The sequence below is a fragment of the Herbiconiux gentiana genome (assembly GCF_024978135.1).
Taxonomy (GTDB): Bacteria; Actinomycetota; Actinomycetes; order Actinomycetales; family Microbacteriaceae; genus Herbiconiux; species Herbiconiux gentiana.
Genome location: NZ_JANTEZ010000005.1, coordinates 47,745 through 66,526 on the forward strand (window position 1 = coordinate 47,745; position 18,782 = coordinate 66,526).

An 18,782-nucleotide genomic window follows, 5' to 3' on the forward strand; every position below is an offset into this window, starting at 1 on the left:
TGGCCGCATGGCCGAGGTGCACCTGCAGGGCCGGTTGATCTGCTCGGATGCGCGTGACGCCGCCCTCGTCGCCGAGCACCTTCCGGCGCACCTCGCCCTGACCCGCGCCGAGGCGGGCTGCGTGTCGTTCGAGGTCACGCCGACGGAGGATCCGCTGGTCTGGCGCGTCGAGGAGCGCTTCGACGGCGAACCGTCCTTCCGCGCCCACCAGGCCCGCGCGGCGGCGAGCGCCTGGGGCCGCGCGACGGCGCACCTCGCCCGCGACTACACGATCACGGGCCTGCCGGAGTGACCCCGACCGACCCGCGGGTCAGCGGGTGGTGAGCGTGAGGGCGGGAGAGGTAGGAGCCTTGGCGGCCACGACCTGGAGGCCGACGCGGACGGACTGGCCGGAGGCCGGTGCCGCCGCCCAGTCGGTGCCGGTGCAGGTGATCGACGTCTTCGGGACGGCCGTGCACGTCATCCCCCAGGAGTTGGTGATGGAGGTGACGGCGGGGTCGGGCCAGGTGACCGTCCAGCCGGTGATCGGGGACGACGCCGTGATCGTGAGGTCGGCGACGTAGCCCTCGCCCCAGGCGCTCTGCAGGGCCCAGGTCGCCTGCGCCGGCGCACCCGGGGTGGTGGGGGTGGGGGTCGCCGTCGGCTTCGGCGTCGGGGTGGGGCTCGGGGAGTTCGTCGGCTTCGGCGTGGGCGTGGGGGTCGCCGTCGGCTTCGGGGTGGGCGAGGCCGTGGGCTTGGGGGTGGGGGTCGGCGTGACCGTGGGCTTGGGGGTGGGCATCGCCGTGGGCTTCGGGGTCGCGGTCGGAGTGGGCGTGGCCGTCGGCTTCGGGGTGGGGGTGGGCGTCGGCACGGGGGTGCCGGTACCGAGCAGGGGGCGGAGGGCGGTGAGCTTGGCCGTCTGCGGGGTGGTCCAGTCGTCGCGCACGAGGCCGCCCGTGTCACCGCTGTTGGGGTTGAACGACCAGTAGGCGAAGCTGAGCTTCTTCGTGGCCAGGTAGTCGACCAGCTTCGCCAGCCACTGCTGGTCGCTGCTGGTCTCGAGCTTGGTGCCGAACTCGCCGAGCAGCACGGGGGCGATCTTCTTCGTGGCGATGAAGCCCCAGTTCTTCTCCCACACCGCCGGCAGGTTGGCCGGGTAGTCGGCCGCCTGAAACCAGCTCTGCGCGAAGACCGTCGACGGGTAGTCGTGGGGCGAGTAGACGACCCGGTTCGCCACGCTCAGCGTGACGGGCTTGCTCGCCACGCCGGCGAGGCCGCCGCCCCACCAGGTGGAGCTGCCGTCGGTCTGGCGCTCGACACCCTCGACCACGATGAGCAGCTTCGGGTTGACGGCGAGCACCGCGTTTCCCGCACGGGTCGCCGCCGCCTGCCAGTCCCGCGACGCGTCGCCGCAGCCCCAGCACGCGGTGCCGTGCGGCTCGTTGTGCAGATCGAAGCCGATCACGGCGGGGTTCGACTTGTACCGGGTGGCGAGCGCCTTCCAGTCGGCGATCCACGTCGCCTCGCTGTACCGGCCCGTGTACCAGAGCTCGGATTGGCCGCCGGAGTCGGGTCGGTGCCGGTCGAGGATGACGTTCAGGCCGTAGGCGTTCGCCCGGGCGACGACCCGGTCGAGCAGCTGCAGCACGGTCAGCGACGACAGCCCGGGGTTGACCTGCTCGTTGATCGAGTTCGGCGCCGCCTGCGCCAGGCACTCGTTCGAGAACGGCAGCCGGATGGTGTTGAACCCCATCGACGCGATCTGCGCCATTCCCGCGTCGAGCGAGATCGACCAGAGCCCGTGCGGCGCGCAGTTCGAGGTCTCCATGCCGAACCAGGCGGCCGCCTTGACGACGTAGGGGGTGTTCGACGCGGTGACGATCTGGGCACCGCTCGTGTGCAGCCAGCCCGGCAGGGTGGCGGCCTGTGCGGGCGCCGCCGCGCTCCCCGGAGCGACCAGACCGACGACCACCAGGGCCGCAGCGACGAGCGAGGCCGCGAGCCTGCGCCCGATGCGTGTGCGTGCGCTCATCTCGCCCCTCCCCCGTCACCCCCTGAGGCCGGGAGTGGGTTCATGGTAGCCGACCACCGCATCCGCCGTCGGGCCTGTGGACGGTTCGAGGTGGAGGTCAGGTCGTGATGAAGAAGAACATCAGGATGAACGGGACCGCCGACACCACGATCCCGACCGTGCTCACCCACCGTGCGGCCGACGGGCGCGAGCGCAGCACCGAGATCATGCCGACGAACAGGCCGACCACCGCCAGGAGGAGCGGCAGCCACGTGGGGATCCCCGCGACGAGCGTGACGATGGCCGCCAGCCCGGCGACGATCGACACGACGGCGACGGCGTCGATGCCGCCGCTCGGGGCCTGCAGGGTCTGGGGGCGCTGGGTGGGGTCGTCGAGATCCGACATGCGGCTCCTTCGGTGGGGTGGGGGGGGTGGCGGGATGGGCGTCCTCCCAGTGAACGAGGGGTGGCCCGCCCCGGCAAGGGGCTGGCGCCCAGACGGCAAGGAGGTAGCGAACGGGCTTCACGAACGTGGCGCCGGGTCGGGCGTAGCGTGAGAGCATGCTGATCGAGGTCGCGGTTCCCGGCTGGGAGCACGCATGCTGCGGCGAGGCGTTCGCCGTCGGGGCGCCGCGGACGTTCTCGCTGCTTGCCGCTCCGCCCGTCAGCGGAGGGCCGACGCCGTTCACCGGAGGGCCGACGCCGTTCACCGGCAAGCCGACGCCGTTGCCCCGATATCGGGAAGAGCACCACGGGCAGACTCCCGCCGACGTCCCGCAGTGGGAGGTGACGGGCCTCGTCGTCGCGATCGAGGCCGTCGAGTACGGGAGTCGTGAGCGACCTGGCCGGCCCGGGGTGCACGAGTGGAGCGAGGAGGGCCGCCGCGCGCATCCGCTCGACACCGTCGCCGCACGCGCCTCGGGGCCCGGCGAGTACCTCGTCACCCTCGAGGTCGACGAGACGGTCGCGCTGCCCGGCTACCGGCTCAGCGTCGAAGAGTCCGAGCACGAGCGGCTGCGCCTCGAGGCGGTCGCCCGCGCCGACGAACGCGCGGTCGACGCGGTCGGGGTGCGACTGTCCCGGCTCGCCGACGACCTCGAGAGGCGTTGGCGCGGCCACGGATCCGTCGGGCGGTCGGCGAATGGGGCGAACCTCAGCTTCAGGCCGCACGGCCCCGGAGCCATCCTGGCGTGGTCGAGGAGTGATGCCCCATCCGACGGGGTCGCCGTGCAGCTGGGCGACGGGCGATTCGGTCTCGGCGCCGACGACGACGGGGTGCGGATGCTCGAAGCCTTCGTCGAGGCCGCGTCCGCGGGTCGCGTGCAGGAGCGGGTGCGCGAGACCGTCGACGGCGTCGAGTTCGCGACCGAAGTGGTGGGCGAGCGGGGCGCCGACGACGTGCTGGAGCGCGCGACCCGCACGGCGCAGGTCCTCCGCTCGGGGACGATGGTGGCGATGGCCGGCCCGGTGCGCGAGCGGATCGAACGCGGCGACCACCGCTGGGCACCCTGGGGCGAGTGAGGTCCAGGGCGCGGCGACCACCGCTGGTCACACTCGGGGCGAGTGAGCCCAGGGCGCGGCCCGGTAGCCTGGGGGCGTGGACATCAGCGCGCTTCGTCACTTCCTCGCCGTCGCCGACGAGGGCGACTGGTCGCGCGCCGCGAACGCCGAGCACGTGTCGCGGGCGACCATCCAGGCGTCGGTCGCGGCGCTAGAGGCCGAGCGCGAGGAGCAGCTGGTCGTCGCCGACGACGAGGGCGTGCGGTTGACGGATGCCGGTGCCGCCTTCCGCGGGGAGGCTCGCGGCCGCGTGGCGAAGGCGCCGGCTCCGGCCCCGAAGGCGGGCGGCAAGGCGAAGGCCTCGAAGGGCAAGGGCCGCGCCCCCATCGTCAAGGGCCAGCCCAAGCCCTACCCCAAGCGCCAGGGCCGCTGACCCGCGGGCCGACAGCCCGAATCCGGCGCACCGGCAGCCCAGGCCCGGCCGCTACGCGCGACGGCGGCGGATGCGGATCGGGCCTTTCGCCGTCGACGGATCCACCACCGACCCGCCCTGGGTGATCTCCACCTCGCCCGCCGCGACGAGCCGGCGGGCCGCCTGGCGGGCCGGCTCCATGAGGTCGCGCCAGGTGTCCTCCTCGCCCACCGCGCGGGCCGCGTCGGAGGGGCAGATGCTCGACGTCGCCGCCCGGGCCGCGAGCAGCTCGAGGATCGCGCTCTCCAGCCGGCGGTCGACCTCGGTGACGCCTCGCCGGCGGCAGGCGTCGGAGCAGTAGCGCACCTCGTTCCAGTTCGCGGCCCACTTGGCCCGCCACTCCATGCGCCGCCCGCAGACCGCGCACGTCTTCTCGTCGCCGGGACCGCCCTGCCCGGCACCGTCCTCCGCTTTCACCCGCTGCCGATGCGCCATCCCTCCAGTCTCCACCTCGAAGCCGACAGCGGCCCTCGAAGCCGACAGTGACCCTCGAACCCGACAGTGGCGCGGGAATCACTTAGGTAATAAAGTTACTAAGGTAGTTAGCGAAACCGACGGACGATGCGAGGAGAGACGATCATGAGCGAGCCCACCAGAGCCGACCGGGTGCGACAGGTCGTCGTCGTCTCGAGCGCCGTCTTCGCGATCATCGGGTCGTTCGTCGGCTCTGGCGCCGCGGGCGGCACCCCGATCCAGGATGCCGCCGGCGGATCGCTCTCCGCCGACTCCACGCTGATCGCCCCGGCCGGCCCGGCCTTCGCGATCTGGTCGGTCATCTACGCCGGCCTGGTCGCCTATGCCATCTGGCAGCTCCTCCCGAAGCAGGCCGCGCGCGAGCGCAACCGTCGGCTCGGCTACCCGATCGCCGCGACGCTCGTGCTCAACGCCGCGTGGATCCTCAGCGTGCAGGCCGGTCTGCTCTGGCTCAGCTGCATCGTCATCGCGGTGCTGCTGGTCTTCCTCCTGATCACCTTCGTGCTGGTGCAGCGCACCCGGCGCCGCGGCCAGGGCGTCGTCGAATCGATCGTGCTCGACGGCACCGTCGGCCTCTACCTCGGCTGGGTGTCGATCGCCACCGCCGCCAACCTCACCGCCGGGCTGCAGACCGCCGGCTTCGACGGCTTCGGGCTCGCGCCGGACGCCTGGGGCATCCTGATCGTGATCGTCGCCGGGCTCGCCGGACTGACCCTCGCCCTGTACGGCCGCGGCCGGCTCTCGCCCACGGCGTCGCTCGCCTGGGGCCTCGCCTGGGTGGCGGTCTCCCGCACCACGGGCGAGCTGCTCTCGGCGCCGGTCGCCACCACCGCCGCGATCGTCGCGATCGCGCTCGTGGTCGCGACCATCGTCATCCGCCTCGCGACCGGCCGCACGGCGACGCCCGCCGACCAGCAGCCGGCCACCGCAGACCGCCGCAAGACCACCGGCCACCGCCCGACCAGCACCCCCAGCGCATGACCACCGCCCGACCCACGCCCGGTTCCTCCACCGCACCCTCCTCCCGCGCCCGCTGGGCGGGCCTCGTCTTCATCAGCATCGCCGTCGCGCTGATCATCGTCGATTCCACCATCGTGAACGTCGCGATCCCGTCGATCATCGACGACCTGGGGATAACCTCCACCCAGGTTCAGTGGGTGCAGGAGTCGTACACCCTCGTCTTCGCCGCCCTCCTGCTCGTCTTCGGTACGCTCGCCGACCGCTTCGGCCGCCGTCGGCTGCTGATCATCGGGGTCGCGGTCTTCGCGGCATCGAGCATCCTGGCGGCCACCGCCCCGACCGGCGATCTCCTGATCGCGGCACGCGTGGCCCAGGGCGTCGGCGGCGCGATGGTGCTGCCGACCACACTGTCCCTGATCAACGCCACCTTCCGAGGTCGCGAGCGAGCCCTGGCGTTCGCCGTCTGGGGCTCCACGATCGGAGGCATGACGGCCGTCGGCCCCCTCCTCGGCGGCTGGCTGACCGCCTACTTCTCCTGGCGCTGGGCGTTCGGCATCAACATCCCGCTCGGCGTCGTGATCATCGTCGGCGTGCTGGTGTTCGTGCGCGAGTCCCGGGAGCCGCTCACCGCATCCGGAACCCCGCGCCGCGTCGACGTGGTCGGCGCCGTGCTCTCGGTGATCGCCAGCGCCAGTCTCGTGTTCGGCCTGATCGAGGGCCGCAGCTACGGCTGGTGGCTCACCGAGACGGCCCCGCAGCTCGGCGGCTGGACCTGGCCGTTCGCCCTCTCCCCCGTGCCGATCGCCTTCACGGTCGCCGTCGCGAGCGGCGTCGCCTTCGTGCTATGGGGTCGCTCGCGCGAGCGGAAGGGCCGGAGCGCCATGCTCGCGTTCGACCTGTTCCGCATCCCGAGCTTCCGCAACGGCAACCTCGCGGCGATGATCGTGTCGCTCGGAGAGTTCGGCATCATCCTCTCGCTGCCGCTCTGGCTGCAGAACGTGCTCGGCTACGACGCGCTGCAGACCGGGTTCATCCTGGTCGCGCTCGCGGTGGGGTCGTTCGTGGCGTCGGGCTTCGCCGGGGCGTTCGGCAACCGCATCCGGGCCGTCGTGATCGTGCGCGTGGGGCTCGCGGCCGAGATCGTCGGCGTCGCCGGCCTCGGCCTCGTGATCGGGCCCGACACCGCCTGGGGGCTCCTGATCCCGTTCCTGTTGGTCTACGGCTTCGGCGTCGGGCTCGCGACCGCGCAGCTGACCGGCGTCGTGCTGCGCGACGTGCCGATCGAGCAGAGCGGCCAGGGCTCTGGCACGCAGAGCACCGCGCGCCAGATCGGGTCGGCACTCGGCATCGCGGTGCTCGGCACGGTGCTGTTCACCACGGCGTCCCTCCAGCTCGACGCCCGCCTCGCCGAGAGCGGGGTTCCGGATGCTCAGCGGCAGCAGCTCGTCAGCCAGGTCGTCGACAGCTCGGGTGCGGCGATCGCAGGGCTCGAGAACGATCCGGCGCTGGCCGACGCGGTGACGGATGCGAAGGCCGCCTTCAGCGAGGGCACCCGCAACTCGGCCTTCGCGGCCGCGGGCTTCCTCGCGATCGGCTTCCTCGCCACGCTGCGCCTCGGAGCGGGCCCCGCCGCCGCCGGCCGCCGCGAGCGCGACGACGGCAACAGCACTGGCGGCGACGACGACGACCAGCCTCAGAGCCGGTAGAAGTCCCCCACCAGCGCCACGATGCACAGCGCCGGCGCCAGCACGAACAGAAGGAGCCCGAGCCGGAGCAGCCACGTGACCCGCGGCACGCTCCGCCGAGCATCCGCCCCACCGGGCACGGCCGCGGCGGCGAACACGGCCACCATCACGCCGCCGAGCAGGGCACCCACCCAGAACAGGCGCTCCCAGCTGTCGATGAGCACACCGGCGAACCACCCCGAGACGATCACCGACCCGCAGATCACCGCCATCACCAGCGAGGCGGCGGCGAAGAGCACGGCGGCGTGGCGCTCGAGCTCCGACCGCCGCCGCGCGACACCGGCGGCGTCGGCCCGGAGGTCGGCCGCGGCGGCGGCGTCCGCGCCGAGACCGGCGTCCGCGGGCAGCGGCTCACGGCTCACGTCAGCGGCGGGAGCTTAGCCAGGGCCTCGTCGGCATTCTGCTCGCTGACACCGAGCTTGTCTACGAGCAACGAGCGAGCCGGGCCCGGGTCGCCCTGGCGGAGCGACTGGTACGCCGCGTCGGCCTCGCCGCCGAGCTCGGCCGTCGGCGCCTTGGTGACGCCGAGCTGGTCGGCGAGCTCCTGCGCGGTGGTGACGCCGTACGCGGTCTGCAGGGCGGAGGGGAGGCGGTAGCCGCCGAGGGGTCCGAGATCCATGGAGTGGTTCCTTTCGGGGGTGGGTGAAATAGGGGTGGTAGAGGAGCAGGCAGGGACAGCTCAGCGCCGCAACAAGCGCCGCCCGAGCATCCACACCACCCCGCCGGCGAGCACCCACGGCCCCGCGACGAGCACCGGGTCGAGCAGCTGGTGGCGCACGTCGACCCGGCCGCGGCGCGAGGCGATCGGATGCCGGTGCAGCTCCGAGAGCACCCCCGTCTCGGTGACGGGGTTGTCGGGGCGCAGGGTGAGCAGCGAACGCAGGTGCGCACCCGTCGACTCGACGCGGTCACCGGCGACGAGCAGCAGCCAGTGCGCGGCCCGGCCCTCGCTGAAGCGGTCGTAGGCGAAGCGGCGGATGGCCCCCGAGACGCCGTGCAGCGGCTGGGCCGTACCGAAGACGGGCGGCAGCTGCAGGTGCTCGATGCTGCGCTCGCGACCCTCGCGCGGCTGCTGCTCGTCGGGGTATTCCCAGTGCGCGCCGCTCACGCCGGGGGCGAAGCGTTCCTTCGGCCAGGCCGGTCGATCGGCGTGGTCGAGGTCGGCGCCCCACCCGGGCACGCGGGCGCGCAGCTCCTCGGCGGTGGGCGGCGGGACGGGCGTGTCTGCGGTGTACGGCATCGGGACTCCTTAGGAACCGGGGACGACGACGGTCTTGATGCACCCGTCGAGCTTCGACGAGAACATGTGGTACCCCTCGGCGATGTGCTCGAGCGGCACGCGGTGGGTGATCATGTCGGACGGCTTCAGGTACCCGGCCCTGATGTGCTCGAGCAGCCGCGGCCACTGGCGCTTCACGGGCGCCTGGTTCATGCGCAGCGTCAGCCCCTTGTTCATCGCGTCGCCGAACTTGACCGCGCTGAACAGCGGACCGTACGCGCCCATGACCGAGATCGTGCCGCCCTTGCGCACGCCGTCGATGGCCCAGTTCAGGGCCACGGGCGAGCCGCCCTGCAGTTTCAGCTTGGCCGAGGTCACGTGCTGCACGAGGTTGCCGTCGGCCTCGGCCCCGACCGCGTCGATCACGACGTCGGCGCCGAGCCCTCCGGTGGTCTTCTTCATCTCGACGACGATGTCGTCGTAGTGCGTGTAGTTGCGCGTCTCGGCGTAGGCGAACGAGGCGGCCTTTTCGAGCCTGTAGTCCAGCTGGTCGATCGAGATCACGCGGCCGGCGCCCATCAGCGAGGCCGAGCGGGCGGCGGCGAGACCCACCGGCCCCGCGCCCAGCACCACGACCGTGTCGCCCTCGACGATGTCGCCGAGCTGGGCTCCGAAGTAGCCGGTCGAGAACGCGTCGGTGAGCAGCAGCGCATCCTCGTCGCTCAGCCACTCGGGGATGACCATCGGCCCGACGTCGGCGAAGGGCACCCGCACGAACTCGGCCTGGCCGCCGTCGTAGCCGCCGGTCGAGTGGGAGTAGCCGTAGATGCCGCCGATCGCCGTGGCGTTCGGGTTGACGTTGTGGCAGTTGGAGTAGAGGCCGCGGGCGCAGAACCAGCATGAGCCGCAGTAGATGTTGAACGGCACCATCACACGGTCGCCGACCTTCAGCCCCTCGACCGATGAGCCGATCTCGTCGACGATGCCGATGAACTCGTGGCCGAAGGTGTGGCCGATCCTCGTGTCGGGCATCATGCCGTGGTAGAGGTGCAGGTCCGATCCGCAGATCGCGGCCAGCGTCACCCGGATGACGGCGTCGTTCGGATGCTCGATCCTCGGCTTGTCCTTCTCTTCGACCCGCACCTTGTAGGGGCCCCGGTAGGTCATCGCTCGCATGCCTCCAGCCCACCCCGCTCACCCCCGCGCGACAGGGGCTTGACAACCCGGCCCGCGACTACGAGGGGGCGTCGGCGAGCGCCCCCCGCACGGGCACCACGGGGGCGAGCCGCACGGTGAACGTGGTTCCCGAGGGCGACGAGGCGACCTCGATCGACCCCTCGTGCGCCTCCACGATCGACGACACGATCGCGAGCCCCAGCCCCGTGCTGCCCGACCGCCGCGAGCGCGACGAGTCGCCGCGGGCGAAGCGCTCGAAGAGCTCGGGCACCAGCTCGGCCGAGATGCCGGGGCCGTCGTCGCTCACGGTGAGCTCGATCGACGGATGCCCGTCAGCGCCCTCGACGACCGACACCGCCGTGGCCACCCGCGTGCCGCCCGGCGTGTGCACGGCCGCGTTCGAGAGCAGGTTGAGCACCAGCTGATGCAGCCGCTCCCGGTCGCCCAGCACGGGCACCGGCTCATCCGGAACCGCGAGCGACCAGCTGTGGCCGGGCCACGACGCCCCGGCGTCGCTGACCGCGTTCACCACGATCTCGCCGAGGTCGATGCGATCCAGGTGCAGGTCCTGCCCCTCGTCGAGCCGGGCGAGCAGCAGCAGGTCGCTGACGAGCGAGTTCATGCGCTTCGCCTCCGACTCGATGCGCGCCAGCGAGTACTCGGTCATCTCGGGCAGCGACGCGGCGTCCTGCCGGGTGAGCTCGGCATAGCCCTGGATCGCGGCCAGCGGCGTGCGCAGCTCATGGCTGGCGTCGGTGACGAAGCGGCGCATCCGGGTGTCGGTGGCGGCCCGCACCGCCAGCGCGTCGTCGACGTGCGCGAGCAGGTGGTTCAGGGCCTCGCCCACCTTGCCGACCTCGGTGCGCGGATCGGTGTCGGCCGCGTCGACCCGGGGCGTGATGGCGACCTCGCCGCGATCCAGCGGCATCGACGCCACCTCGGCGGCGGTCGCGACCACTCGGCCGAGCGGGCGCAGGGCGAGGCGCACCACGACCACGACCCCCACGATGATGATCGCGAGGCCGACGAGGGACAGCACCCCGATGGTCACGGCCTCCTGCAGCACCGCCGACTGAACGGTGGCGAGTGACACCCCCGCGACGAGCAGGTTGCCCCGGCTGTCGAGCTCGGTGGCGACGCGGTAGGAGCCGAGTCCGTCGAGGTCGAGGTTCTGGTGCTCGCCCACCTGGAAGACGGTCGACTCGAGCTGGGCGACGACCCCGTCGGCGAGCGGCGTCGCGTCGGAGTCGGAGAAGATGGCCGAGTCGGCGACGGTACCGTTCTCGATCAAGGCGATGAACCCGCCGGGCCCGTGCCCGACGTAGTCGACGAACGGCTTCACGTAGCCGCGGTCTCCGGATGCCCCTTCCGCCTGGTTCGGGTAGCGCACCCGCTCGACCGTGTGGTCGAGGGCCGACATCGACCCCGTCAGCTGCGAGTCGACGACGGTCGTGACCGACGCGGAGAGGGTGATCACGCCGAGGATGCCGACGGCCGCGAGCACGGCGGCGACGACCGCGGCGGTGCCCACCACGAGCCGGCGGCTGATGCTCCACGGCCGGCGCCCGCGCGCGGCGGCCGACGTGCCGCTCATTCGACGGGCCGGAGCACGTAGCCCACCCCGCGCACGGTGTGGATCATCGACGGCCGGTCGGCGTCGATCTTCTTGCGCAGGTACGACACGTAGAGGTCGACGATCGAGGCCTTGCCCGCGAAGTCGTAGTTCCACACGCGGTCGAGGATCTGCGCGCGGGAGAGCACACGGCGGGGGTTCCGCATGAAGTAGCGCAGCAGCTCGAACTCCGTGGTGGTCAGCGCGACGCTGACGCCCCCGCGCGTCACCTCGTAGCTGGACTCGTCGAGCGTGAGGTCGCCGACGGCGATGTACGAGTCGTCGTCGGAGGTCGTCGTGATCGAGCGGCGGAGCAGCCCGCGCAGCCGGGCGACGAGCTCTTCGAGACTGAACGGCTTGGTCATGTAGTCGTCGCCGCCGGCGGTGAGGCCGACGATCCGGTCGTCGACCGAGTCGCGCGCGGTGAGGAAGAGGGTGGGCGCGCCGCCCTCGAGCTCGCGCAGCTGGCGCAGCAGCGAGATGCCGTCGGTGTCGGGCAGCATGATGTCGAGCACGACGATGTCGGGCCGGGCGTCGCGGTACGCCTGCAGGGCGCTCGCCCCGTCGTGGGCGATGTCGACCGTCCAGCCCTCGTAACCGAGCGCGAGGCTGACGAGGCTGGTCAGCACGGCCTCGTCGTCGACGAGCAGCACACGGATGGGCGAGCCGTCGGCCCGGTACATCCGCGGCAGCTTCGCCAGCACCGCGCGACGCCGGCCCGAGGAGAGCAGGTCGTCGGGGGCAGGGGTCGTCACCCGTCCATTGTTCGCCCTGCCTCCGCCGACCTCCACCCGCCGGCCCCTTTTCATAGCCACCTCAAATGAAGTCATGACCCCCTCATGAGGGGCTCGCCTACCGTCCCTGTATGTCCCAGCTCACGGCCCGACACCCGGCACGGCCCCGAACCCCCGCACGGCCCCGAACCCCGGCACGGCCCCACACCCCGGCCTGGTCGAACCCGCTTCCCGCCCTGAAGGAGTCGCTCGCGTCCGCGGGTGTCCACCGGCCCCGGTTCCTGCGCGGCGAACGCACCGAGCAGCCGGTCGACGCGCCCGTGCTGCGCACCGAGCGACTCGTGCTGCGACCGCACCGCCTCAGCGACTCGGATGCCACGGACTGGTTCGCCCTCCAGTCCGAGCCCGCGGTGCGCGAGTTCCTGCCGTGGCCCGAGCGTGACGCCGCGAGCTCGAGGCGGCACCTGCGCGACCGCACCCGGCACACCCGGCTCTGGCAGGCCGACGACTTCCTGGCCCTCGCCGTCGAGCTCGACGGGCACCTGATCGGCGACGTGTCCCTGCACCTGCGGGCGGTGCCGGCCACGACGCGCACGGTCGAGATGGGGTGGGTCGTGCATCCGGCGCTCGGCGGTCGCGGCTACGCGACCGAGGCAGCGGCCGCGCTGCTCGAGTTCGCCATAACGGCCGTGGGTGCACAGCGGGTGACCGCGGTGACGGATGCGCGCAACACGCGCTCGGTCGCCCTGGCCGAGCGGCTCGGCCTCGTCGCCCAATCGACGCGGGTACCCGGTGACCCCGCGGTCGCGCCGGGCGAGACGCTGCTCGCGGTCAGCGGCGGGCGGGCTGCGGGCGGGAACGCCACGACGGCTCCGGGCCCGGGCGACGCGCGGGTCTGAGGGAGAAGACCGAGGGGGCGCGGAGACCCTCGGTGAGGTCGGCGAGCATCCGCCCGACCACCGGCACGAACTTGAAGCCGTGGCCCGAGAAGCCGGCGCCCACGGCCACCGGACCGACCCGGTCGATCACGAACGCCGAGTCGCGGGTCGAGGTGTAGGTGCAGCTGATCTCGGCAAACTCGGCGGGGTCGACGCCCGGCAGCCACTCGCGCACGTAGTGCTGCAGCGGCGCGAACCGCCGCGGGTCGGAGCGCGCGACGGGCGCGTCGGGGTCGACGACGGCACCGGCCCCGTGCCAGCCCACCTTGATGCCCTCCCCCGGCGTCTGCACGCCGTAGATCGGCGCCGGCCAGTAGCCGTAGCGGCCGTCGCCGAGATCGGGCACGTGATTGAAGCCGGGCCACTCGGCGCCGGGGTCGACGGGGCGGAAATGCGCCGGCTCCTCACGAGTCACGGTGAGGCGGGGCAGCACCAGCACGGGGCCGAGCAGGCGGGTGGTCCAGCCGCCGAGGGTGACGACCAGGCGGCGGCACTCGAACAGCTCGGCGTCGCCCGCGGGCTCGCCCTGAGCATCCTGAGGCGTCACCTCGACGGCCGCACGGTCGTCGCCGAGCACCCGGATGCGCGTGACCCGCGCGCGGTGCGTCACGACGGCGCCCCGGGCGGCCGCCGCCTGCTGCAGCGCCGCGACCGACGCGTCGGCGTCGAGCCGGCCCGCCTGCGGCACCACGAGCGCCCGCTGGTCGAAGCGGATGCCCGGCCAGCGCGACGCGGCCTCCGCCGCCGGCACGAGCTCGGCCTCGAAGCCGAAGTTCGGCAGCACGCGCGCCATCTCGTCGAAACCCAGATGGTGGCCGTGGCTGACGACCCCGGTCTCGGTCAGCAGGGTGCGCCCGGTCTCGGCCTCGAGTTCCCGCCACAGCCGGGCGGAGTCGCTGAGCATCCGGAGGTGCACCGGGTCGGCGTAGGCGAGGTTGAAGTTGCGGCTGCGCCCGTGCGAGGCGCCGTGGGTGTGGCCCGGCTCGAAGCGCTCGAACAGCGACACCTCGGTGCCGCGGCCGGCGAGCTGCCAGGCGGCCGCCGAGCCCATGGCTCCGCCGCCGACGACGATCGTGTCGATGAAGGTGGCCATGGGGCGACAGTAGGCAGACGTGTCGGCCGGGCGCACGCCGACCGACACAGTGTGTCGCCGCGTTCCGTCGTGTTACGTGCGGAGTTCGTTTTCGACCCGTGTCGACCTAGCGTCGCTGGCTGTACCACGAGAGGAACCACCATGCCCATCACCGCACTCACGTCCACCGCCCTCGCCTCCACCGCCAAGAAGCTCGCCGTCGCCGCCGCCGCGGTTCCCCTGCTCCTCGGGCTCGCCTCCTGCGCCGGAAGCTCCGACGCCGCGGGCGGCGGCTCCGACCCCGTGCGCATCGGCGTCGTGGGCGCGAGCGACCCGTATTGGGAGACCTACAAGCAGGCCGCGGCCGACGCGGGCATCCCCGTCGAGATCGTCGACTTCTCGGATTATGCCCAGCCCAACCCGGCTCTCAGCGAGGGCGAGCTCGACCTGAACCAGTTCCAGCACATCGTCTACCTCGCCCAGTACAACGTCTCGGCAGACGAGGACCTCGTGCCGATCGGCGCCACCGCCATCTACCCGCTCGGCCTGTACTCCACGAAGTACGACTCCGTCGACGCCATCCAGAAGGGCGACACGGTCGCCGTGCCGAACGACGAGAGCAACCTCGCCCGCGGGCTCCTGGTGCTGCAGTCGGCCGGGCTCGTCGAGCTGAAGGACGGCGGGAGCATCTTCTCGACGCTCGACGACGTCGACGAGAGCGCCTCCAAGGTGAAGGTGACCACCCTCGACGCCGCGTTGACCGCCACGTCGCTGCCCGATGTCGCCGCGGCGATCATCAACAACGACTTCGTCGAGGACGCGGGGCTCACGGCCGCCGACGCCATCGCCCAGGACGACCCGTCCGACCCGAACGCCCTGCCGTACGTCAACATCTTCGCCGCCCGGGCCGAGGACAAGGACGACCCCACCTACGCGAAGCTGGTGCAGCTCTTCCAGGACACCACCTCCGTCACCGACGGCCTGGTCGAGAACTCCGGTGGAACGGCGGTGCTGCTGAAGACCCCCGTCTCCGAGCTGGAAGCCTCGCTCACCGACGTGGAGGCCGACACGAAGGCGCACGAGGGCTGATCGACCGGATGCCCCTCGTCAGCCTGCGCGACGTGCGCAAGACGTTCCCCTCCGCCACCCGGGGCGCTCCGCCGGTGACCGCCGTCGACGGGGTGGATCTCGACATCGAGGCCGGGGAGGTGTTCGGAATCGTCGGCTACTCCGGCGCCGGCAAGAGCACGCTAATGCGGCTCGTCAACGGGCTCGAGCCGGTCACCTCCGGCAGCATCACCGTCGGTGGCACCGAGCTCAACGGGCTGCCCGAGCGAGAACTGCGACGGCTGCGCATCGGCATCGGGATGATCTTCCAGCAGTTCAACCTGTTCACCTCGAAGACCGTTCGGGGCAACGTCTCGTACCCGCTGCGGGTGGCGGGCACGCCGCGGACCGAGATCGACCGCCGCGTCGACGAGCTGCTCGGGTTCGTGGGGCTCGCCGACAAGGCGGGCAGCCACCCCGAGCAGCTCTCCGGCGGGCAGAAGCAGCGCGTCGGCATCGCCCGGGCGCTGGCGACCAGCCCGCGCCTGCTGCTCGCCGACGAGGCGACCAGCGCGCTCGACCCCGAGACGACCCACGAGGTGCTCGGGCTGTTGAAGCGGGTCAACGAGGAGCTCGGAGTGACCATGATCGTCATCACGCACGAGATGGACGTGGTGCAGACCCTCGCCGACAAGGTCGCCGTGATGGACGGCGGGCGGGTCGTGGAGCAGGGCGACGTGTTCGACGTCTTCTCCGCGCCGCAGCAGCCGTCGTCGCGGCGGTTCGTCTCGACCGTGGTGCGCGGCGTGCCGAGCGCGGACGAGCAGGCCGTGCTGCGGGCACGGCACCCGGGGCGGCTCGTGACGCTGTCCTTCCACGACGCCGGGTCGACCCAGGCCGAGGTCTTCTCGGCCCTGTCCCGAGCCGGGCTCGGCTTCGAACTCGTCTTCGGCGGGGTCAACGACATCCGTGGCCGCGTCTTCGGGCATCTCACGCTGGCCCTGACGGGGCCGGATGCGGTGGTCGAGCAGGCGCTCGGCACCCTCCCCGACGGTGTCACCGTGACGCGACTGCCGAACGGGGACGTCCGTGGATGAGCTCATCCCGCTGCTGCCGAAACTGGCGACGGCGACCTACGAGACCCTCTACATCGTCGCGCTGAGCCTCGTCTTCGGCGGGGTCGGCGGCCTGGTGCTCGGCCTCGGGCTGTACACGACGAGGCCCGGCAGCCTGTACCCGAACCGGCCGGTGTCCGCGGTGCTGAACATCCTGGTCAACGTGTTCCGGCCGATCCCGTTCATCATCTTCCTGGCCGCGGCCCAGCCGCTCGCCCGACTCGTGGTGGGGGTGGGCATCGGCAACTCGGCGATCATCTTCACACTGTCGCTGGCGGCGGCCTTCGGCATCAGCCGGATCGTCGAGCAGAACCTGATGACGGTGCAGCCCGGCGTGATCGAGGCGGCGCGTTCGGTCGGGGCGAGCCGGTTGCGGATCATCGGTACGGTCGTGCTGCCGGAGGCGCTGGGGCCGCTCATCCTGGGCTACACCTTCGTTCTGGTGGCGCTCACCGACATGTCGGCCGTGGCGGGGCTCGTGGGTGGTGGCGGTCTCGGCACCTTCGCCATCCAGTACGGCTACCGGCAGTTCGAGCCGGTCGTCACGTGGGCCGCGGTGATCGTGATCATCGTGTTCGTGCAGGCCGTGCAGGCGCTCGGCAACTGGCTGGCGCGCAAGGCGTTCCGGCGCTGATCGCGAGGGCGTCGACGGCCGTTCACCTGTCGTTCGCCGCCGGCCCCTGAGATGGGGGCATGTCACTCATCACACCCACGCGCCGGAAGGCGCTCGTCGCCGCGGCGGCGCTCGTCACGGCGGCGAGCCTCGGCCTGCCGGCCGCCGCCTTCGCGGCGTCCACCGAGGGAGACCTCTCGGTCAACGGCGGCGCCCAGCGCAACAGCGGCGACAAGACCGCCGACCTGCGCGCCTCGATCGTCGACGGACCGGCGAAGAACGTCATCCTGCTGATCGGCGACGGCATGGGCGACTCCGAGATCACGATCGCCCGCAACTACGCCTACGGCGCGGCCGGCGAGCTGCCCGGCATCGACGCCCTGCCGCTGACCGGCCAGTACACGACGTACTCCCTTCACAACACCGGCGACGAGCGAGGCCTGCCCGACTACGTGCCCGACTCGGCTGCCACCGGCTCGGCCTGGTCGACCGGCACCAAGACTTACGACGGCGCCATCTCTGTCGACATCGACGGCACCCCGCAGCAGACCCTGATCGAGATCGCCAAGGCGAACGGCCTGAAGACGGGCAACGTCTCGACCGCCGAGATCCAGGATGCGACTCCCGCGGTCGAGGTCGCGCACGTCGACGCGCGCAAGTGCTACGGCCCCGACAGCGAGGTGTGCGGCGACGACGCCCTCGTCAACGGCGGCCTCGGCTCGATCAGCGAGCAGCTGCTCGACACCCGCGCCGACCTCACCCTCGGCGGCGGCTCGGCCTCGTTCGAGCAGACCGCCAAGGCCGGCCAGTGGAACGGCGAGACGCTGTTCGCCCAGGCCGCCGACCGCGGCTACCAGGTCGTCGGCGACGTCGACGGGCTCACCGGCCTCGCAGTCGCCGACCAGGCGCAGCCCGTGCTCGGCCTGTTCACCCCCGGCAACTTCCCGACGCGCTACGCCCCCACGACGGCCACCATCGGTGGCGGCGACGAGGCACCGGTGACCTGCCAGCCGAACCCGGCCCGTCTCGACACCGGGCTCTCGCTCGCCTCGCTCACCGAGAAGTCGATCGGTCTGCTGAACACCGGCGACCAGGGCTTCTTCCTGCAGGTCGAGGGCGCCTCGATCGACAAGCAGGACCACGCCGCCGACGCCTGCGGCCAGATCGGCGAGACCATCGACCTCGACGAGGCCGTGCAGAAGGCCCTCGAGTTCGCCCGCGCCGACGGCAACACGCTGGTGATCGTCACCGCCGACCACGCCCACTCGAGCCAGATCGTCGACGACGCCCCGCCCGCGACGCTGAGCACGGCGCTCACCACGGCCGACGGCTCGACGATGAAGGTCGCCTACGGCACCGCCGAGGCCGGCGGGTCGCAGCAGCACACCGGAACCCAGCTGCGCATCGCGGCGTACGGACCGGGCGCGGCGCAGGTCGTCGGGCTGACCGACCAGACCGACAACTTCTTCACCATGGCGAACGCGCTCACCCTGAACCGCGACACCGCGAGCTTCAGCGCCGGCGCCACCGCCACGCTGAACGCCGGCACCGTGGCCCCGGGCGGCGAGCTCGTGCTCGACGCCACCGGCTTCCGCGGCGACCGCCAGCTCGACCCGACCTCGACGGCGGTCACCCTCGCCTCCGAGGACTCGGTGAACGGATCGGCACGCTTCGGCTTCACGGCGCCGACCGAGGAGGGCTCGTACTCGATCACGGTCACCGGCCGCCAGAGCGGCGTGACGGCCACGGTCGACTTCACCGTCTCGGCCGGCGCCGCACCGGCACCGAGCCCCACCCCGGCGCCGAGCGCCCCGGCGGGCGCTCCCGGCCCGGGCGACTCGGCGGGCGCGGGCGGCGGTTCGGGCTCCGGCGCCGGTGTGCTCGGCAACACCGGCGCGGTCGTGGCCCCGATCCTCACGATCGGCGCGCTGCTCCTCGCCGCCGGCGGGCTGCTCCTGGTGCGCCAGCGCCGCCGCCAGCACGCCGCCTGACCCGCCCCACCACCGCTGCGCCGACTGCGCGGCACCGGCCCCTCGGGGCGGGTGCCGCGCAGTCGGCATCTCGGGGCTGAACGTCTCAGGGCTGAACGTCTCAGGGCCGAACCGACGCGGTGAC

The 18,782-nt window shown here is 72.3% G+C and carries 20 protein-coding genes; 10 read left to right on the plus strand and 10 right to left on the minus strand.

What is annotated here, in order from left to right:
- The first annotated feature begins 7 nt into the window (after window positions 1-7).
- Window positions 8-292 carry an antibiotic biosynthesis monooxygenase gene (locus NVV95_RS13115; RefSeq protein WP_259487000.1) on the plus strand — a complete coding sequence of 95 codons (285 nt, stop codon included), beginning with the start codon at window positions 8-10 and terminating at the stop codon, window positions 290-292.
- An 18-nt stretch (window positions 293-310) separates the two neighbouring features.
- Here NVV95_RS13115 and NVV95_RS13120 read toward each other — a convergent pair whose 3' ends face one another.
- Window positions 311-2,011: a cellulase family glycosylhydrolase gene (locus tag NVV95_RS13120; RefSeq protein WP_259487001.1), complete on the minus strand. Its 1,701-nt coding sequence runs from the start codon at window positions 2,009-2,011 to the stop codon at window positions 311-313.
- Window positions 2,012-2,108: 97 nt separating this feature from the next.
- Window positions 2,109-2,396: a hypothetical protein gene (locus tag NVV95_RS13125; protein ID WP_259487002.1), complete on the minus strand. Its 288-nt coding sequence runs from the start codon at window positions 2,394-2,396 to the stop codon at window positions 2,109-2,111.
- Window positions 2,397-2,551: 155 nt separating this feature from the next.
- On the opposite strand from NVV95_RS13125, the gene NVV95_RS13130 reads away from it, so the two are divergent.
- Entirely contained in the window at window positions 2,552-3,511 is a 960-nt protein-coding gene (locus NVV95_RS13130; RefSeq protein WP_259487003.1) for a DUF6578 domain-containing protein, read from the plus strand.
- A gap of 76 nt (window positions 3,512-3,587) precedes the next feature.
- Window positions 3,588-3,923: a LysR family transcriptional regulator gene (locus tag NVV95_RS13135; protein WP_259487004.1), complete on the plus strand. Its 336-nt coding sequence runs from the start codon at window positions 3,588-3,590 to the stop codon at window positions 3,921-3,923.
- 51 nt (window positions 3,924-3,974) lie between these two features.
- Here the strand turns inward: NVV95_RS13135 and NVV95_RS13140 are convergent, their stop codons facing one another.
- Window positions 3,975-4,397, minus strand: coding sequence for a DUF2256 and DUF3253 domain-containing protein (locus NVV95_RS13140; RefSeq protein ID WP_259487005.1), 423 nt, complete (start codon window positions 4,395-4,397; stop codon window positions 3,975-3,977).
- Window positions 4,398-4,541: 144 nt separating this feature from the next.
- Here NVV95_RS13140 and NVV95_RS13145 point away from each other — a divergent pair, with 144 nt between their 5' ends.
- Both NVV95_RS13145 and NVV95_RS13150 read left to right on the plus strand, forming a co-directional pair.
- Window positions 4,542-5,417, plus strand: a complete 876-nt coding sequence (locus NVV95_RS13145) for a TspO/MBR family protein (RefSeq protein ID WP_259487006.1) — start codon at window positions 4,542-4,544, stop codon at window positions 5,415-5,417.
- The gene (locus NVV95_RS13150) at window positions 5,414-7,102 is read left to right on the plus strand and encodes an MFS transporter (RefSeq protein ID WP_259487007.1); all 1,689 of its coding nucleotides are present in this window, start codon (window positions 5,414-5,416) and stop codon (window positions 7,100-7,102) included. Before NVV95_RS13145 ends, NVV95_RS13150 begins: the two co-directional genes overlap by 4 nt.
- On the opposite strand, the gene NVV95_RS13155 is transcribed toward NVV95_RS13150, so the two are convergent.
- From NVV95_RS13155 to NVV95_RS13180, 6 genes are read right to left on the minus strand one after another with little or no spacing between them, the layout of a single operon-like run.
- Window positions 7,090-7,503 (minus strand): hypothetical protein, encoded by a 414-nt coding sequence (locus tag NVV95_RS13155; protein ID WP_259487008.1) that lies wholly within the window; start codon window positions 7,501-7,503, stop codon window positions 7,090-7,092. The two genes, NVV95_RS13150 and NVV95_RS13155, sit on opposite strands and share 13 nt — an antisense overlap.
- Complete coding sequence (locus NVV95_RS13160; protein ID WP_259487009.1) at window positions 7,500-7,760, minus strand: hypothetical protein; 261 nt, start codon at window positions 7,758-7,760, stop codon at window positions 7,500-7,502. The genes NVV95_RS13155 and NVV95_RS13160 overlap by 4 nt, the downstream gene beginning before the upstream one ends.
- A 60-nt stretch (window positions 7,761-7,820) precedes the next feature.
- Complete coding sequence (locus tag NVV95_RS13165) at window positions 7,821-8,381, minus strand: hypothetical protein (protein ID WP_259487010.1); 561 nt, start codon at window positions 8,379-8,381, stop codon at window positions 7,821-7,823.
- A gap of 9 nt (window positions 8,382-8,390) precedes the next feature.
- Window positions 8,391-9,536, minus strand: a complete 1,146-nt coding sequence (locus NVV95_RS13170) for a zinc-dependent alcohol dehydrogenase (protein ID WP_259487011.1) — start codon at window positions 9,534-9,536, stop codon at window positions 8,391-8,393.
- Window positions 9,537-9,594: 58 nt separating this feature from the next.
- On the minus strand, window positions 9,595-11,130 hold the full coding sequence (locus NVV95_RS13175; protein WP_259487012.1) for a sensor histidine kinase: 1,536 nt from the start codon (window positions 11,128-11,130) through the stop codon (window positions 9,595-9,597).
- Entirely contained in the window at window positions 11,127-11,831 is a 705-nt protein-coding gene (locus NVV95_RS13180) for a response regulator transcription factor (protein ID WP_259487266.1), read from the minus strand. The genes NVV95_RS13175 and NVV95_RS13180 overlap by 4 nt, the downstream gene beginning before the upstream one ends.
- A gap of 182 nt (window positions 11,832-12,013) precedes the next feature.
- On the opposite strand from NVV95_RS13180, the gene NVV95_RS13185 reads away from it, so the two are divergent.
- Entirely contained in the window at window positions 12,014-12,781 is a 768-nt protein-coding gene (locus NVV95_RS13185) for a GNAT family N-acetyltransferase (protein WP_259487013.1), read from the plus strand.
- Here the strand turns inward: NVV95_RS13185 and NVV95_RS13190 are convergent.
- Entirely contained in the window at window positions 12,714-13,913 is a 1,200-nt protein-coding gene (locus tag NVV95_RS13190; RefSeq protein ID WP_259487014.1) for an FAD-dependent oxidoreductase, read from the minus strand. The two genes, NVV95_RS13185 and NVV95_RS13190, sit on opposite strands and share 68 nt — an antisense overlap.
- Window positions 13,914-14,054: 141 nt before the next feature.
- Between NVV95_RS13190 and NVV95_RS13195 the strand changes: the two genes are divergently transcribed.
- From NVV95_RS13195 to phoA, 4 genes are read left to right on the plus strand one after another with little or no spacing between them, the layout of a single operon-like run.
- Window positions 14,055-14,981 carry a MetQ/NlpA family ABC transporter substrate-binding protein gene (locus NVV95_RS13195; protein WP_259487015.1) on the plus strand — a complete coding sequence of 309 codons (927 nt, stop codon included), beginning with the start codon at window positions 14,055-14,057 and terminating at the stop codon, window positions 14,979-14,981.
- An 8-nt stretch (window positions 14,982-14,989) separates the two neighbouring features.
- Entirely contained in the window at window positions 14,990-16,036 is a 1,047-nt protein-coding gene (locus NVV95_RS13200; protein WP_259487016.1) for a methionine ABC transporter ATP-binding protein, read from the plus strand.
- On the plus strand, window positions 16,029-16,688 hold the full coding sequence (locus tag NVV95_RS13205) for a methionine ABC transporter permease (protein WP_259487017.1): 660 nt from the start codon (window positions 16,029-16,031) through the stop codon (window positions 16,686-16,688). The genes NVV95_RS13200 and NVV95_RS13205 overlap by 8 nt, the downstream gene beginning before the upstream one ends.
- A 59-nt stretch (window positions 16,689-16,747) precedes the next feature.
- The gene (gene phoA / locus NVV95_RS13210) at window positions 16,748-18,658 is read left to right on the plus strand and encodes an alkaline phosphatase (protein ID WP_259487018.1); all 1,911 of its coding nucleotides are present in this window, start codon (window positions 16,748-16,750) and stop codon (window positions 18,656-18,658) included.
- Window positions 18,659-18,782 lie beyond the last annotated feature (124 nt).